Consider the following 15645-nt stretch of genomic DNA (forward strand, 5'->3'; position numbering starts at 1 on the left):
CCCTCCGCGCGGCCGCCCCCCCGCCCCCCGCCCCGCCGGGCCCCCCGGGCCCCGGCGGCCCGGGGGGCCCCCCCCCCCCGCCCCCCCCGCCCCGCCGGCGGGGCCCCGGCCCGGGCCCCGCCGACCGGTCAGCAGGCGACGGGCTTCACCCAGGAGCACTCCCGACCCTCGGGGACCCGGGGGGCGTCGGGCGCCGTCGGGGGCGCGACCCGCGCCGCGGCGGCGCCCTTCTCGGTGTACGAGGCGAGCGCGATCGCGATCTGGTCCTCCAGCCCCTTCACGGACGAGGCCAGGTAGTTGTTGAGCAGGATCGAGAACGCGAGCACCCGCCCGTCGGCGTCGGTGACGTAGCCGGAGAGGCCGGAGACGCCCGTCAGGCTGCCGGTCTTGGCGTGCACGTTGCCCGCCGCCGGGGTGCCGCGCATCCGGCTGCGCAGCGTTCCGCCGACGAAGCGGTCCGCGTCGCCGGCGACCGGCAGGGCGGCGTACCACGTGTCGAACCAGGGCTCGGCCCGGACGGCGGTGAGCAGGTCCACGAACTCGTCGGCGGGGATCAGGTTGCGCCGGGAGAGCCCCGAGCCGTCCCGCTGGCGCAGTGTGCCGGTGTCCATCCCCGCGTCGGCGACGTACTCGCTGATCGCCGTCAGCCCGGCCGTCCAGGTGCCGGTGCCGGAGAGCACCCGGCCGATCTCCTTGGTCAGCACCTCGGCGTGCCCGTTGTTGGACAGCTTGAGGAACGGCACCATCAACTGGGCCAGCGGCATCGACTCGTGCCGCCCCACCTCGGCCGCGTCCTCGGGGGTGGCCTGGCCCAGCACGGTGCGGCCGAGCACCCGTACGCCGTGCTTGCGCAGCGCGGAGCGGAAGACGTCGGCGGCGTAGCCGGTCGGCTCCCAGACGGTCACCCAGTCGCTCTCCGGCGCGTCGCCGAGCGCGATCTGCCCGGTGACCACGACCGTGTTGCCGCCGTGCGCCCGTTCGAAGGAGATCGACGTCTCCCCGTCGGCGACCGTCTGGGCCCGGTTGTCGATCTTCAGGTACCCGGTGGCCGGGGTCGTGGTGACGACGGGGCGGGCGCCGGCGCTCGCGCCGGGTGCGGCCCGCACGATGACGGTGCCCGCGTCGTAGTCGGTGTCGGGAGCCACGGTCAGGGCGGAGACCTGCGCCGCGTAGTAGTAGGGCTCGTCGTCCCAGGTCCAGTCGGGGCCGAGGCGGGTGCTGTCGTAGCGGGTGTCGTCGGCGACCAGGTTGCCGGTGACGACCCGGACGCCCTTGGCGGCGACCTGCGCGGCCAGCGCGTCGTAGTCGGCGGCGAGCATGGTCGGGTCGCCGCCGCCGCGCAGGTAGAGGTCGCCGGAGACCAGGCCCGCGCGCCGGGTGCCGGTGGTGTGCACCTCGGTGGCGAAGCGGTGCCCGGGCCCGAGCAGTTCGAGCGCCGCGGCCGAGGTCAGCAGCTTCGTGTTGGAGGCGGGCACCAGACGGCGGTCGCCGTTGCGGTGGTAGACGGTCTCGCCGGTGGCCGCGTCCTTAACGACCACCGATGCCTGCGCCCCGGCCAGCCGGGAGTCGGCGAGGATCGCGTCGATGGTGGCGTTCAGGCGGGTCGCCGCGGGGGTCGGCGACTCGGCGGTGGCGGTCGGGGCGCCGGCCGTGGCGGCGGCGGCCACCAGCGCCGCCAGCGCGAGCGTCCGGGGGAAGAGACGACGATGCATGCGCTGATGCTGCCATGGAGGTATTCGCCAGAGAAGACCGCCAACCGAAAGAAATTTTCCGTTCAGCCGTCGAGTGGCGCGGCGGTGACCGGCCCGCCGGACGCCTCCGGGGTGAGGACGGCGACCGCCCGGTCGACCAGCCCCTCCGCCACCAGCACCAGCCGCCGGCACTCGGGGTCGCCGGTCCGGTCGGGGAGCCGACCGGCCAGGGCGCGCACCTTCTCGGCCGAGGTGTCGTCCAGCACGAACCCGTCGGCCCGCCACCGCCCGTCGACGCTGAAGAACGCCTTGCTGTCGTGCTCCAGGTCGCCGTTGAGCACCACCGTCCGGTCCCCGCCGCTCAGGTCACTCGACGCCTCGTTGAGCCCCCACGCCTCGTACGACGCCGTGCCCTCGGTCGGCGCCTCGGCCACCCCGACGCCCGTGCACCCGCTCAGCAGCACGCCCAGCGCCGCCGCCGGCAGCAGCGCCCGCCATCCCAAACGTCCACCCATTCCGCCTCCCGCCCGAGCCCGGCCCGTACGCCGATCAGACTCCGGGCGAGGCGGGCCGGTTCCTACCGAACCGGAACGCCGCGACGCCGGCGGCGCGGCGCGCCGTGTGAGCGGCGAGACGCCACCCGGCGGGCAGTCGGAGCGGGCGTGCGTTGTTGTACCCGGCATGGACGAGCGCTCCGTCGACGTGCTGGTGATCGGGGCCGGCCAGGCCGGCCTTTCCGCCGGCTACCACCTGCGCCGCGCCGGTTTCGCCCCCGGTGACGGCTTCGTGATCCTCGACGGGGACGACGGGCCCGGCGGGGCGTGGCGGCACCGCTGGCCGACGCTGCGGCTCGACCGGGTGCACGGCTTCCACGACCTGCCCGGCCTGCCGTTCCCGGCGGCGGATCCCGACCGACCGGCGGCCGAGGTGGTGAGCGCCTACTTCGCCGCGTACGAGCGCGAGTTCGACCTGCCGGTACGGCGTCCGGTGCGGGTCCGCGAGGTGCGCGACCGGCCCGACGGCCGGCTGGACGTGCTGACCGACGGGGCTGCCTGGTCCACCCGGGCCCTGGTCAACGCCACCGGCACCTGGACCCGGCCGTTCTGGCCGCACTACCCGGGCCGGTCGGGCTTCCGGGGCCGCCAGCTACACACGGCCGACTACCGGGGTCCCGCGGAGTTCGCCGGCCGGCGGGTCGTGGTGGTCGGCGGCGGGACGTCCGCCGTCCAACTGCTCGCCGAGGTCTCCGCCGTCGCGGCCGGCACCACCTGGGTGACCCGGCGCCCGCCCGACTTCCGCGACGAGGAGTTCACCCCCGAACGGGGGCGGGCGGCGGTGGCCCTGGTCGACGCGGCGGTCCGCGCCGGCCGCCCGCCGGCCAGCGTGGTCGGGGTGACCGGACTGCCGCTCACGCCCGAGCTGCGCCGGCTGCGCGAGCGCGGCGTGCTGGACCGGTTACCCGTCTTCGACCGGATCACGCCCGACGGCGTGGCCTGGGACGACGGCAGGTTCGTGCCCGCGGACGTGATCCTCTGGTGCACCGGCTTCCGGGCCGCGCTGGACCACCTCGCGCCGCTGCGGCTGCGCGCGCCGGGCGGCGGTATCACGATGGACGGCACCCGGGTGGTCGCCGACGAGCGGATCCACCTGATCGGGTACGGACCGTCGGCGAGCACCGTCGGCGCCAACCGGGCCGGCCGCGCGGCGGTACGCGAGATCCGGGCACTGCTCGCCCCGGCCGGCGCCGGGCACTGACCACGCTCTATTTGACGGATGCCCCGGCAGGGGGCAACGTAGGCCGTGGAGGGGCCCTGACCTGCCCCGACCTGCGACGGCGATGTACGTGTCGCCCTTCCATCGCCTCCCACGTGCGCTCGTGCGCGGGCCGAATCCCGGTCCGCACCGCGTATCCGAGAATCCACGAGGAGTTCCGCCATGCTCACCATGACCGACAACGCCGTGATGGTGATCCGAGACCTCGCCAACCAGCAGGACGTCGCCGAGGACGGCGGGGTGCGGATCGCCGCCGACACCCAGGCGGGCTCGCTCACCGTCGAGCTGGTCGCCGAACCGGTCAAGGGCGACCACGTGGTCGACAACCAGGGCGCCCGGATCTTCCTGGACTCCGACGCCGCCGAGCTGCTCGGCGACGCCTCGGTGGACGCGACCGTCGACGACGAGGGCATCGTGCAGTTCGGGTTCACCGAGAAGCAGTGACGTGCCCGTGCGGGGTCGCCGGCGCTGAGGTAGCGGGTCAGCCGGCCCGGCGGGTCTCCCCGCCCCGGTGCGGCCGGGCGGGCCGGCCCCGCTCGGCGGCCGGCTGACCGGAGCGCCACGGCCCCGGCCGGGCCTCCCGCCCGGGGCGCGTCAGCGTCGCCAGCACGTGCGCCAGGTGGTGGGACGTGCTCCACGCCGCCCAGTTGCTGGCCGAGCCCGCACCGGCGCTCCGCCGGGCGCGCCGGACGATCTCGTGGTCGCCCCAGGAGAAGTCGGCCCCGGCGGCGGGCCAGTGCGGCGCCGAGACCAGCGCGCGGCACAGGTCCGCGAACCGGTCGTCGCCCCGCCCACCCCGGCGCGACCAGCGGTACACCCACCAGGCGTCGTCGGTGGTGTAGCGCACGGTGGGCAGCCGGTCGCCGGGCTGATCGGCGCCGGGCACCGCCGAGCCGACGCCGTAGTCGCCGTACCCGACGCCGAGGTCCGCCAGCCGCTGCCAGAGCCGCCAGTCCCAGCGGTCGAGGCGTACCGGCTCGTCGGTGGGGAGGCGGGATATTGCGGGCGGCATCCCGCCGGCCGCCAGGCTCACCGACCGCCAGGCGTGCCGGCGGGCCCACTCCAGCAGCCGGCGCAGCCGCGGCTCGGCGAGCCGCACGTCGGCCGCGCAGCACACGTCCCCGGCGTCGAGGAGCAGGTCGCACTGCTCGGGGACGAGGCGCGTGAGGCGCCAGACGCGCTCCACCGCCGCCGTGGTCGCGTCCGGGCCGGCCCGGTCCTGGCCGACCCGCAGCCGGACCACCGCCCGGTGGGCGTGGCCCCGCGCCGCCGCGCCGTGCGCCACCAGGCGCCGGTCGCTGTCCGCGAGCCCGATCACCGGCACCAGCGGTACGCCCCAGCGGGCCAGCTCGGTCTCCGGAGCGTCGGGCAGACCGGTGACGTCGACGGCCGGGAGCAGCCCGGTGGGCAGCCGGCCGAGGACGTCCAGTGTGTACGAGTCCGGGATGGACACCTGGAGAATCGGGGCGAGCAGGGGAGTGACGACGTCGTCGAGATGACCGAGCGCCTCCAGCTCGCCCCGCCGACTGGCGAGGATGGGGCGGTAGACCGGTTCCGCCGCCCGGCCTCCGTGGGCGGGCACCATACCCCAATGTAGCCAGACATCGGTGTCGGTCACAGGGTCGATCGGCCCGCCCTTGTACGCCCCGCAACGCCGTCCGCCGACGCCCGCCACCGGACGCCCGACGTCTCACGCCGTCCGCGGCACGCCCGACGCCGTACGCGGCACGCCCGACGCCGTCCGCGGAACGCCCGATGCCGCCGTCCGCCGTTGGCGGCAGGTCCGGACGCGACCCGGCCGGCCGACGACGCCGCCGCCTCCCTGACGCGGGAGGCGGCGGCACGGGGATCAGTCGTCGTCGGAGTCGTCGTCATCGTCATCATCGTCGTCGTCATCGTCGTCGACGGGCTCCTGCTCGGCCTTGACCACGCTGCCGTTCTCCCGGTCGACGTCGATCTCGTGCTCGGTCTGCCCGGCGACGATCTCCACGCTCCACACCGGCCGGCCGTGCTCCTGCTCGGCCTCGATCTCGACGACCTGGCCGCCGCCCGCCCGGGCGAGCGCGATCTCGCGGGCCCGCTGCTCGCTGACGGCGTCCCCGCCGGTCGCCGGGGCTCCGCTGCCCGACGGCGTGCCGGGGGCCGCCGAGGTGCCGCCGGTCGCCGGGGCGCTGGTCGTGCTGTCGTCCGGGGTCGCGGCAGTGGTCGGGGCGGTCGTGGCGGCGGTCAGGGTGGTCGCCTGGGCGGGACCGCTGTCGGCGGCCGCGACGCCGAGGGCCGCGCCGGCTACGGCGAGCACGGCCATGCCGCCGACCGACGCCAGGATCAGGGGGTTGCGCTTCATCTCGGTTCGCCTTTCCTCGGTTCCTGACCACGAGGATCGCGCCCCGCCGGATAGCGGCACGCTGCCCGAACGCTAAGCCCGGGTTAAGGTCGCCGTCCCCGGTCGCCGGGACCCCGACCGCCCCGCCCGACGCGGCGCGAGCTGCCCGGTCAGGGCGTCGGCGGGCCGAGTTCGAGGCGTACCTCGGCGCCGCCGGAGGGCGCGGTGTGCAGGGTGAGGCGGCCGCCGGCGGCCTCGGCGGCGCGCCGGGCGATGTCCAGGCCGAGTCCCGTGGAACCGGCGGTGCTGGCGCCCCGGTCGACGGTGTCGGGCGCGATGCCCGGCCCCTCGTCCGCCACGGTCAGCACGGCCCGGCCCGCCCCGGCCGTCAGCCGGACGGCGAACGCCGTGCCGTCCGGGGTGTGCGCGAAGACGTTGCCGAGCAGGGCGTCCACGGCCGCCGCCAACTCGTCGGCGGGCACGCCCACCGGCAGCGGTCCCGGCACCAGGTCCAGCGTGACCGCGCGCCCCGTGTCCTCGGCCAGCACGGACCAGAACGCGACCCGTTCGGCCACCACCGTGGCCGCGTCCGCGCTGGCCGCCCCGGCCGTCGGCGCCCGCCAGCGGGCCTGCCGGATCAGGCCGGTGACCGCCCGCTCCAGCCCGTCCACCGCCGCGGTCACCCGGGCCGCGTCCTCCGGGTCGCGCAGCGACTCGGCCTCCAGCCGCAGCGCGGTCAGCGGGGTGCGCAGGCGGTGTGACAGGTCGGCGACCTCCTCCCGCTCCTGCGCCAGCAGCACCTGGATCCGACCGGCGAGGTGGTTGAGGGCGCCGGCCACCTCACGCAGCTCCGGCGGCCCGGCGGGCGTGACGCGCGCGTCCAGTTCGGCGTTCGCCAGCCGGTGCGACACCGCGGAGAGCTCACCGATCGGCCGGACCAGGGTGCGGGCCAGCCGGTCGGCGACGGCCAGCCCGATCAGCACCAGCAACACGCCGAGCAGGGCCAGGACCAGCCAAGAGCGGGTCACCCCGGCGGTCAGCTCCTCGGGCGGGACCACCGTGCGGATCACCCCGGTGCCGTCGGGGCGGCCCTGCACCGCGATCACCACCTCGCGCCCCCGCCCCGACTCCGCGGTGAGGCTCCGCCCCCGCGCCGCCAGCGCCACCGCGGGCGTCCGCGGGGCCGGGGTGCCGAGCACGGTGCCGTCGGGCAGGAAGACGCTGACCGGACGGTCGGACTCGGCGGCCAGTTGCTCCACCGTCAACCGGATCGTCGCGGTGTCGGCGGTGCCGACGACGGTGACGAGGCTCTGCGCGTCGGCCGTGGCCCGCACCGTGGCCCGGTCCTCGGCGACGGTCCGCACCAGCAGCGCCAGCGGCACCAGGAAGGCGACCAGGGTGAGCACGCTGACCGCGGCGACCAGCAGGGCCAGCCGCGCCCTCATCCGGCGCTCCCGGGGGCTTCGAGCCGCACCCCGACGCCCCGCACCGTGTGCAGGTAGCGGGGCGCCTGGGCGCTCTCCCCGAGCTTGCGGCGCAGCCAGGACAGGTGCACGTCCACGGTCTTGTCGGCGCCGCCGTACGGGATCTGCCACACCTCGGCGAGCAGCTCCCGTTTCGTGACCACCTGGCCCGGCCGGCCGGCGAGGTGGTGCAGCAGGTCGAACTCGCGCGGCGTCAGCTCGACGGGCTCGCCGTCCAGGGTGACCTGCCGCGACCTCGGGTCCACCCGCAGCCCGCCGACGACCAGCGCCGGGTCCTCGGGGACGGACCCCGTCCCGCGCCGGAGCACCGCCCGGATCCGCGCGTCGAGCTGCGCCGCCGTGAACGGCTTCACCACGTAGTCGTCGGCCCCGGCGTCGAGCACCCGGACGATCTCGGTCTCGTCGTCGCGGGCGGTGGCCACGATCACCGGCACGACGCTGACGGCGCGCAGCATCCGCAGCAGCTCCCGGCCGTCCAGGTCGGGCAGGCCCAGGTCCAGCACGACGAGGTCGGGCCGGTCGTCCAGCGCGTCGCGCAGGCCGGCCATCGCCGTCGAGGCGGCGGCCACCGCGTGCCCCCGTTCGCGCAGCGCCCGCAGCAGCGGCGTACGGATCGTCAGGTCGTCCTCGATGAGCAGCAGGCGGGCCACAGGGGGCAGGGTAGCCGTCGTCGGACGCGCCGGCCCGGGTCCTTAACCGTCCCTTAGCCTCGGCCAGGGCTCGGCCCAACCCGGGATCGGGGACACTCGGTGGATGCGCCGCCGTTCGTTCCTCGCCGTCGCCGGTTGGCTGGCCACCGCCGCCGTCGCCACCCTGATCGGGGTGGCGGCGATCCGGTGGGTGGGGGAGAGCATCGCCGGCACCCCGGGCGGCGTCGTGCTGAGCCAGGAGGAGGTCGAGCGCGCCCTGGCCTCGCCCGAGTCGACCGCCACCGGCGCGGGGCCGTCGTCGCCGGCACCGACCGGCTCCGCTCCGCACGGCGAGCGCCGGGCCTTCGTCACGGCGGGCGGCACGGCCGTGGCCGAGTGCGGGCCGGACGGGGTGCGGCTGGTCTCCTGGGCACCGGCGCAGGGTTACCGCGTCTCTGACGTCGACCGGGGGCCGGACGACGACGTGGAGGTCGCGTTCGCCGGCCCGGCCGGCGAGTTCGAGCTGAAGGTGCGCTGCGTCGGCCGGGAGCCCGTGGCGGCCGCGGACGACGACTGAGCGCGCCAGGGCCGTCGAGGAGCGCGCGACGACGGGCGCTCCGCCGCCCTGGCGCGGGACACGAGCGCGCGGCGCCGCTCAGACCCCTCGGGATCGGAACGTCGCCGCGCTCTGGCCGTCTCCCACCACCGCAGCCGTACGGCAGTACGTCAGCGGGGACCTGGCTCGACCGGCGCCGTGCGCCCGTCCCTGTCTCGATCCCCGCCCACGGGGGCACCAAACCTGGGATCAGTGGGGAATTCCATCATCTGCACGTCTCGGCGTGGCGTCGCGCCCGAGCGGGTATGTGCGTCGGCATGGAGCATTACACGATCGCGACCGTCGCCGAGAAGAGCCCGGATTTCCGGCGGGTGCTGTGGACCGGTGAGCACACCCAGCTGGTGATCATGACGATCCCGCCGGGTGGTGAGATCGGCGAGGAGGTCCACGAGGACGTCGACCAGATTCTCACCTTCGTCAGCGGCACCGGCGAGGCCCGGGTGGCGGGGGAGAAGCGCGAGGTCGTCCAGGGCGACCTGGTGGTGGTGCCGGCCGGTACGAAGCACAACTTCGTCAACACCGGCCCGAACCCGCTGGTGCTCTACACCGTCTACGGTCCGCCCGAGCACGCCGACCAGGCGGTGCACCGGACGAAGGAGGAGGCCGACGCGGCGGAGGAGGCCGGCGAGGACGAGCCGCCCACCTCCTGACCCCGTGCCCCGGCGGGGCTGTCTGAGGCGGGCCGAACGGGGTACCCGCAGCGGGTGGACCAGCCGGCGATCTCCGACTACGGATTCCTCTCCGACTGCCGCTCGGGCGCACTGGTCGGCCGGGACGGATCGATCGACTGGTGGTGCCCCGACCGGTTCGACGCCCCGTCGGTCTTCGGCCGGCTGCTCGACCCGGCGGCCGGCCACTGGCGGCTGGCGCCCGTCGCGGCCGGGCTGCCCGGGCACCGCACGGAGCGGGCGTACCTCGCCGACACGCTGGTGCTGCGCACCGTGCACCACAGCCCGGAGGGCAGCGTGGCGGTCACCGACGCGCTCGCCGCCGAACTCGGCGCCCGGGGCCACGAGCTGGGGATGAACTCGCCGGCGGTGCTGCTGCGGGTGGTCGAGGGTCTGACCGGGCGGGTGCGGATGTCGCTGGACTTCCGCCCCCGCCCGGAGTACGGCCTGCTCACCCCCTACCTGCACGAGCGGCCCGACGGCGCGGTGCTCGCCGCGGCCGGCCCGGTGGTGCTGAGCCTGCGCGCCGGCGGGCTGCCGCTGACCGTCGAGCGGGACCGCGTCCGGCAGGACTTCGAGGTCGCCGCCGGGCAGGTGGTCGGCTTCGACGTGGCGTACGGGCGGGCGTACGGGGCGGCGCCGGTCCGGCTGGACCCGGTGACCGCGCTCGCCGAGACGGCGCGGGCGTGGCAGGCGTACCGCGAGGCGCACCACTACGACGGCCGCTACCCGGGCCAGGTCCGGCACAGCGCGACCGTGCTCACCGGCCTCACGTACGCCCGCAGCGGCGCGGTCGCCGCGGCCCTGACCACGTCGCTGCCGGAACGGACCGGCGGCGACCGCAACTACGACTACCGCTACTCGTGGCTGCGCGACTTCGCGATGACCATGCGTGCCCTCTGGGTGGCCGCGTGCCCGTCGGAGGCGTCCCGCCTCTTCGCCTGGGCGGCCCGGTCGATCGGCCGGATCGGCCCCGCTCCCGTGCCGGTGCTCTTCGGGCTGGAGGGGGAGCGGGACATCTCCGAGTACGAGTGCCACCACCTGCGCGGCTACGCCGACAGCCTGCCGGTCCGGGTCGGCAACGACGCCTGGCGGCAGCGCCAGCTCGACGTGCCGGGCGAGGTGATCTCGGCGGTCTGGCGGTTGCGGGACCACCTGGGCGAGACGTTCGACGAGGAACTGCGCGAGATGGTGCTCGGCCTGACCGAGCAGGTGGCGGCCACCTGGCACCTGCCCGACCGGGGGATCTGGGAGACCCGGGACGCCGACCGGCACTACCTGTCGTCGAAGGTGCTGTGCTGGGTGGCGATCGACCGGGCGGTGCGGCTCGCGCCCCGGCTCGGCGACCGGGCCGACCCGCGGCGCTGGGCGGGCATCCGCGACGAGATCCGGGCCGCCGTGCTGCGCGAGGGCTGGGACGAGCGGGTCGGCGCGTACACGGGGGCGTTCGGCTCGCCCGAGCTGGACGCCTCCGCGCTGCTGCTGCCGTTGGTGCGCTTCCTGCCGGCGACCGACCCGCGGATGCGCGCCACCATCGAGGCGGTCGAGCGAGAGCTGGACGCCGGCGACGGTCTGCTCCGGCGCTGGGGCACCGACCCGGCCGGCTTCCTGCTCTGCTCGTTCTGGCTGGTGGAGTGCCTGGTGATGGCCGGCGAGCGGGGGCGCGCCGAGGCGCTCTTCGAGCGGGTGCTCGGGCACGCCAACGACGTCGGCCTGTTCAGCGAGCAGATCGACCCGCGTACGGGCGCGCAGCTCGGCAACACCCCGCAGGCGCTGTCGCACATCGGCCTGGTCAGCGCCGCCTGGCGCCTCACCGAGCCCACCACGGACTGACGCCGGTGAGGAAGGCGCGACCCGTCAGGCCGGCAGCACCGGCACGTCGGCGACGTCCACGCTCTCCGGGTACTTCAGCCCGGACCCGGTGTTGAGCACCACCACCCGCTCGCCGGCCCGGATCCAGCCGCCGGCGCGCAGGTGCCGGGCGGCGGTCAGGCAGGCGGCCCCCTCCGGGCAGAGCAGCAGCCCCTCCCGCGCCGCGAAGTCCCGCAGGTCGGCCATGATCTCGGCGTCGTCGACCGCGATCGCGGTGCCGGCGCTGGCCCGCAGCGCGTCGAGGATCAGCTCGTCGCCGAGCGGGGCGGGCACGGTGATGCCGAACGCCACGGTGTGCGCGTCGGCCCAGGGCCGCGCCCGCTCCTCCCCGGCGGCGAAGGCCCGGACGATCGGGGCGCAGCCGGTCGACTGCACCGCGACGAGGCGGGGCAGCCTGTCCTCGATCCAGCCCAGCTCGCGCAGCTCGTGCAGCGCCTTGTGGATGCCGATCAGGCCGACCCCGCCCCCGGTGGGATAGACGATCACGTCCGGCACCTGCCAGCCGAGCTGTTCGACGATCTCGTACCCCATCGTCTTCTTGCCCTCGAGCCGGTACGGCTCGCGCAGCGTGCCGGCGTCGAAGACCGCGCCCCCGGAGTCGGCGACCAGCCGCGCGACGTGCCGGCCGGCGTCACCGATCAGCCCGTCGACCAGGCGCAGGTCGGCCCCGGCGGCCACGCACTCCCGCCGGCAGACGGCCGGCGCGTCCAGCGGCATGACGATGGTCGCGCCCAGCCCGGCCCGCGCGGCGTACGTCGCCCAGGCCGCGCCCGCGTTGCCGTTGGTCGGCATCGCGATCCGCTCCACGCCCAGCTCCCGGGCCCGGCTGACGCCCACCGCCGCGCCGCGCGCCTTGAACGAACCGGTCGGCGTCAGCCCCTCGTCCTTGACCAGCAGGTCCGGGATGCCGATCTCCGCGCCGTAGGCCGGGGTACGCAGCAGCGGCGTCCAGCCCTCGCCCAGCGTGGTCGTGTGCCGCGGGTCGGCCACCGGCAGCAGCTCCCGGTAGCGCCAGAGGTCGGCCGGGCGCAGCGGGAACCGCTCGGGGGTGAGCACCTTCGCCACCGCGGCCAGGTCGTAGCGGGCCAGCAGCGGCGAGCCGCAGTCGCAGAGGTTGACCAGCTTGCCGGCGTCGTGCTCCCGCCCGCAGCGCGGGCACTCCAGGTGGGTCAGGTACACGCTGCTCCTCGCCGTCTCGACTCGTGTCGCGGATCGTGGTCCCGCTCGTGTCCCGGCTTCCGGCCGCCCGTTCCTCAGCCCGCGTCGATGCTCAGCCAGCGCCGGCTGCGGCGGCCGGGCTCGTAGGCCGAGTCCAGCCGCTTCGCCACCACCCCGGGCAGCCCCTGCTCCCGCCCGGTCCGCAGCGCCTCGGGGCCGGCACCGGGGAACCAGGGCGGAGTTTGCCAGTGCGGGCCGGTGAGCGCCAGACCGTCGAGCAGCTCCCGGCGCTGCGCGTACGGCAGGTCGGTGCTGGTCACGCCCTCCAGCCAGAGCAGGTCGAAGATCAGGTACTGCGCGTCCGGGGTCCGGCGTCCGCCGCGGGCGGGGCGCACCCTCCCGGCGGTGTCGATGCGGACCAGGACGCCGTCCAGCACGGCCTCCGCCGGGGCCAGCTCCTCGGCCATCTCGCGCAGCCAGGGGTACGTACCGGAGATGTCCTCGTCGTCCTCGGAGAGCAGCCGCAGGCGTCCCCCGGAGACGTACGCGACCGCGCGCACCCCGTCCCAGCGCAGCTCGTAGCCCCACTCCGCCTGGTCCCTCGGCAGCTTCGCCGCCGGCGTGGGACGCATGGGGCGGACCAGCTCCGGCATGCTCGTCCAGCCCTCCGGCGGCGGGTCGGTGCGCCGGACCATCCAGTCCCGGCCACCCTTGCCGCCGGTGGCGAAGAGCACGTACCGCCCGGCGGTGCGTTCCCCGTCCAGCACGACGATGACCTCGTCGTCGCGCCACTTCTCGCAGCGGTACGTGCCCCGGTCGTGGATGGTCATCCGGCCGCCGCCGTACTCGCCCGCCGGGATCTCGCCGTGGAAGTCCAGGTATTCCATCGGGTGGTCCTCGGTGTGCACGGCGAGGTGGTTGCGGCCGGTGTCGCGGGGCAGCCCGCGCGGCACCGCCCAGGAGGCCAGTACGCCCTCGTGCTCCAGCCGCAGGTCCCAGTGCAGGCTGCGGGCGTGGTGCTGCTGGATGACGAACCGGGCCGTCCCCTCGGCCGGCTTCTTCCGCCGTGGGGGCCGCTTCGGCACCGGCTCCGGGGTGCGCGCCGCGTCCCGTTTGCGCCGGTACTCCTCCAGCCGGTCAGCCACCCCCGCATTCTCCGGCAAACCGCGCCGGCCCGCTGGGCGCCCGGTTGTCCGGATCGGCGGAGCATGTCGGGGACCAGCACGGGTAGACCCGTCGGCATGGACCACCAGGAGCAGCCGACGGTTCCGCTCCCGGGCGAGGTGCGGATGCCTCTGCTCGGCTTCGGCACGTGGCAGGCCACCGGCCAGGCCGGGTACGACGCCGTGCTCGCCGCGCTGGACGCCGGCTACCGGCACGTCGACACCGCCACCATGTACGGCAACGAGGAGGAGGTCGGCCGGGCGGTACAGGAGAGCGGGCTGCGCCGTGAGGACGTCTTCGTCACCACGAAGCTGCCGCCGGACCGGGTCGGCCGGGAGCGGGAGACCCTCGAGGCGAGCCTGACCGCGCTCGGCACCGACTGCGTCGACCTGTGGCTGGTGCACTGGCCGCCGTCGAACCCGGGCGACAGCATCCCGGTGTGGCGGGAGATGCTCGCCGCCCGGGACGAGGGGCTCGCGCGGGCGGTGGGGGTGAGCAACTACAGCACCGCCGAGATCGACGAGCTGATCCAGGCGACGGAGGAGAACCCGGCGGTCAACCAGATCCGGTGGAGCCCGTCGCTGTACGACCGGCAGCGGCACCGGGAGCACCGGGACCGGGGCGTGGTGCTGGAGGGTTACAGCCCGTTCAAGACCAGTGACCTCGCCGATCCGGTGCTGACCCGGATCGCCGCCGCGCACGACGTCTCCCCGGCCCAGGTGGTGCTCCGCTGGCACGTCGACCACGAGATCGTGGTCATCCCCAAGTCGGTGACCCCGGACCGGATCCGCGCCAACGCCGACATCTTCCACTTCTCGCTCACCGCCGAGGAGATGCGCGACATCGACGCCCTCGGCAACCCCTGACAGCCCCCTCGGCGACCCTTGGTCGCGGGGCCGGCGGGGCCCGGACAGCGTTCGGCGTTGCCAAATTCCTTCAGCCCGAATAGGGGCGATGAAGGGTATCGACATAGATGCTCGTGACGATATAGCGTGCGCGTCACCAGTTCATCGGTCAGTCGGAACCCCTCCGCCCTCGCTGAAGGAGCCCCCATGAACGCGCCACGACCCGCCCGCCTGCGCCGTCGCAGGCTCCTGGGCATGTCGGCCCTGGCGGCCACCGCGGTGGTCGTCGCCGCCAAGCCCGCCGCGGCCAGCGCCGCGCCGATCGCCGCGCCGAAGGCCGAGTGCCTCGCCGACCTGTTCGGGGAGTCCTGATGGCCACCATTCCCTGGCTGGTGGACGTCCTGCGGGGGGCGGGCGTCCAGGTCGTCGTCGAGGGCGACTGGCTCAACCGGATGCGCCCGGGTGACTTCAACCCGATCGGCGTGCTCTGGCACCACACCGCCGCGACCTCCAGCGCCACCAACCCGCACCCGGCGCTCAACGTCTGCATCAACGGCCGGTCCGACCTGCCCGGCCCGCTCTGCCAGGCCCTGGTCGACTACCACGGCGTCTTCCACGTCATCTCCGCCGGCCGCTGCAACCACGCGGGCGTCAGCGGCGGCAGCGGGCCGATCCCGGCCGGGGACGGCAACACCCTGATGATCGGCTGGGAGATCGACTACAACGGGGTCAGCCAGCAGATGACGGCGGCGCAGTACAACGCGTCGATCGCCGCCACCGCGGCCGTGCTCAAGCGGCTGGGCCGGGACTCCAGCTACGCGCGCGGGCACCGGGAGACGAGCACCACCGGCAAGATCGACCCGTCGTTCATCGACCTGAACAAGATGCGCTCCGACGTCGCCGCGAAGATGGCGGGCGGCACCACCTGGAGTTCCGTGGTGGACAACTCCACCGCCGGCCGGTTCACCGCCAGCTCCAGCTGGGGCACCTCGACGTACTCGACGCAGCGCTACGGCGTCGACTACCGCTTCGCGGACCCCGTCGCCGCCAGCGACGCCGCCTGGTACAAGTTCAACGTCCCGGCGACCGCGAACTACCGGGTCGACGCCTGGTGGCCGGCCAACGCGGGCTACAACGCCGCCGCGCCGTACATCATCTCCACCACCACCGGCAACCGCACGGTCATCGTCGACCAGCGGGCCACCGGCGGGCAGTGGCGCACGCTCGGCACCTTCACCCTGCCGGCCGGCGACGCCAACCGGGTCGCCGTCAGCCGGTGGAGCTCCGCCAGCGGTCTGGTCATCGCCGACGCCGTCCGGCTCACCCGGGTCTGACCACCGGTGTAACGACGTCCGCCCCGCCCCCGCGGTGGGCGGGCGGTAGGCGCGCGTGCGCGGGGGGGCGCCCCGCCCCGCCCAAAAC

The 15645-nt window shown here is 75.4% G+C and carries 16 protein-coding genes; 8 read left to right on the plus strand and 8 right to left on the minus strand.

Features of this window, described 5'->3' with window-relative positions; all coding sequences use genetic code 11:
* Window positions 1-128 precede the first annotated feature (128 nt).
* Window positions 129-1712 carry a D-alanyl-D-alanine carboxypeptidase/D-alanyl-D-alanine-endopeptidase gene (gene dacB, locus AB0L34_RS12725; RefSeq protein WP_363704435.1) on the minus strand — a complete coding sequence of 528 codons (1584 nt, stop codon included), beginning with the start codon at window positions 1710-1712 and terminating at the stop codon, window positions 129-131.
* A gap of 62 nt (window positions 1713-1774) precedes the next feature.
* Window positions 1775-2206 carry a hypothetical protein gene (locus AB0L34_RS12730; protein ID WP_363704437.1) on the minus strand — a complete coding sequence of 144 codons (432 nt, stop codon included), beginning with the start codon at window positions 2204-2206 and terminating at the stop codon, window positions 1775-1777.
* Between the two features lie 166 nt (window positions 2207-2372).
* Here AB0L34_RS12730 and AB0L34_RS12735 point away from each other — a divergent pair, with 166 nt between their 5' ends.
* Together AB0L34_RS12735 and AB0L34_RS12740 are read left to right on the plus strand one after the other, a co-directional pair.
* A complete protein-coding gene (locus tag AB0L34_RS12735) occupies window positions 2373-3446 on the plus strand; it encodes an NAD(P)-binding domain-containing protein (protein WP_357459241.1) in 1074 nt (357 codons plus the stop codon).
* Between the two features lie 180 nt (window positions 3447-3626).
* Entirely contained in the window at window positions 3627-3908 is a 282-nt protein-coding gene (locus tag AB0L34_RS12740; protein ID WP_357459238.1) for an adhesin, read from the plus strand.
* Window positions 3909-3945: 37 nt separating this feature from the next.
* On the opposite strand, the gene AB0L34_RS12745 is transcribed toward AB0L34_RS12740, so the two are convergent.
* From AB0L34_RS12745 to AB0L34_RS12760, 4 genes are all read right to left on the minus strand, one after another.
* Window positions 3946-5049 (minus strand): beta family protein, encoded by a 1104-nt coding sequence (locus AB0L34_RS12745; protein ID WP_363704439.1) that lies wholly within the window; start codon window positions 5047-5049, stop codon window positions 3946-3948.
* Window positions 5050-5313: 264 nt separating this feature from the next.
* On the minus strand, window positions 5314-5808 hold the full coding sequence (locus tag AB0L34_RS12750) for a PepSY domain-containing protein (RefSeq protein WP_363704441.1): 495 nt from the start codon (window positions 5806-5808) through the stop codon (window positions 5314-5316).
* Window positions 5809-5957: 149 nt separating this feature from the next.
* Window positions 5958-7232 (minus strand): HAMP domain-containing sensor histidine kinase, encoded by a 1275-nt coding sequence (locus AB0L34_RS12755; RefSeq protein WP_363704443.1) that lies wholly within the window; start codon window positions 7230-7232, stop codon window positions 5958-5960.
* The gene (locus AB0L34_RS12760) at window positions 7229-7921 is read right to left on the minus strand and encodes a response regulator transcription factor (RefSeq protein ID WP_363704445.1); all 693 of its coding nucleotides are present in this window, start codon (window positions 7919-7921) and stop codon (window positions 7229-7231) included. The genes AB0L34_RS12755 and AB0L34_RS12760 overlap by 4 nt, the downstream gene beginning before the upstream one ends.
* A gap of 103 nt (window positions 7922-8024) precedes the next feature.
* Here AB0L34_RS12760 and AB0L34_RS12765 point away from each other — a divergent pair, with 103 nt between their 5' ends.
* The 3 genes from AB0L34_RS12765 to AB0L34_RS12775 all read left to right on the plus strand — a co-directional run bounded on the left by AB0L34_RS12765 (window position 8025) and on the right by AB0L34_RS12775 (window position 11017).
* Entirely contained in the window at window positions 8025-8477 is a 453-nt protein-coding gene (locus AB0L34_RS12765; protein WP_350702906.1) for a septum formation initiator, read from the plus strand.
* Window positions 8478-8761: 284 nt separating this feature from the next.
* Entirely contained in the window at window positions 8762-9166 is a 405-nt protein-coding gene (locus AB0L34_RS12770; protein ID WP_363704447.1) for a cupin domain-containing protein, read from the plus strand.
* Window positions 9167-9220: 54 nt separating this feature from the next.
* A complete protein-coding gene (locus AB0L34_RS12775) occupies window positions 9221-11017 on the plus strand; it encodes a glycoside hydrolase family 15 protein (RefSeq protein ID WP_363704449.1) in 1797 nt (598 codons plus the stop codon).
* A 24-nt stretch (window positions 11018-11041) separates the two neighbouring features.
* Here the strand turns inward: AB0L34_RS12775 and AB0L34_RS12780 are convergent, their stop codons facing one another.
* Entirely contained in the window at window positions 11042-12235 is a 1194-nt protein-coding gene (locus AB0L34_RS12780) for a threonine synthase (RefSeq protein ID WP_363704451.1), read from the minus strand.
* A 74-nt stretch (window positions 12236-12309) separates the two neighbouring features.
* A complete protein-coding gene (locus AB0L34_RS12785) occupies window positions 12310-13359 on the minus strand; it encodes a DNA polymerase ligase N-terminal domain-containing protein (protein WP_363704453.1) in 1050 nt (349 codons plus the stop codon).
* A gap of 96 nt (window positions 13360-13455) precedes the next feature.
* On the opposite strand from AB0L34_RS12785, the gene AB0L34_RS12790 reads away from it, so the two are divergent.
* The 3 genes from AB0L34_RS12790 (at window position 13456) to AB0L34_RS12800 (ending at window position 15557) form a co-directional block, all read left to right on the plus strand.
* On the plus strand, window positions 13456-14244 hold the full coding sequence (locus tag AB0L34_RS12790) for an aldo/keto reductase (RefSeq protein WP_363704455.1): 789 nt from the start codon (window positions 13456-13458) through the stop codon (window positions 14242-14244).
* A gap of 186 nt (window positions 14245-14430) precedes the next feature.
* Entirely contained in the window at window positions 14431-14595 is a 165-nt protein-coding gene (locus AB0L34_RS12795; protein ID WP_357459210.1) for a hypothetical protein, read from the plus strand.
* Window positions 14595-15557, plus strand: a complete 963-nt coding sequence (locus AB0L34_RS12800) for an N-acetylmuramoyl-L-alanine amidase (protein WP_363704457.1) — start codon at window positions 14595-14597, stop codon at window positions 15555-15557. The genes AB0L34_RS12795 and AB0L34_RS12800 overlap by 1 nt, the downstream gene beginning before the upstream one ends.
* Window positions 15558-15645 lie beyond the last annotated feature (88 nt).

Origin of the sequence: Micromonospora sp. NPDC052213, assembly GCF_040679695.1 — a bacterium.
Classification (GTDB): Bacteria; Actinomycetota; Actinomycetes; order Mycobacteriales; family Micromonosporaceae; genus Micromonospora.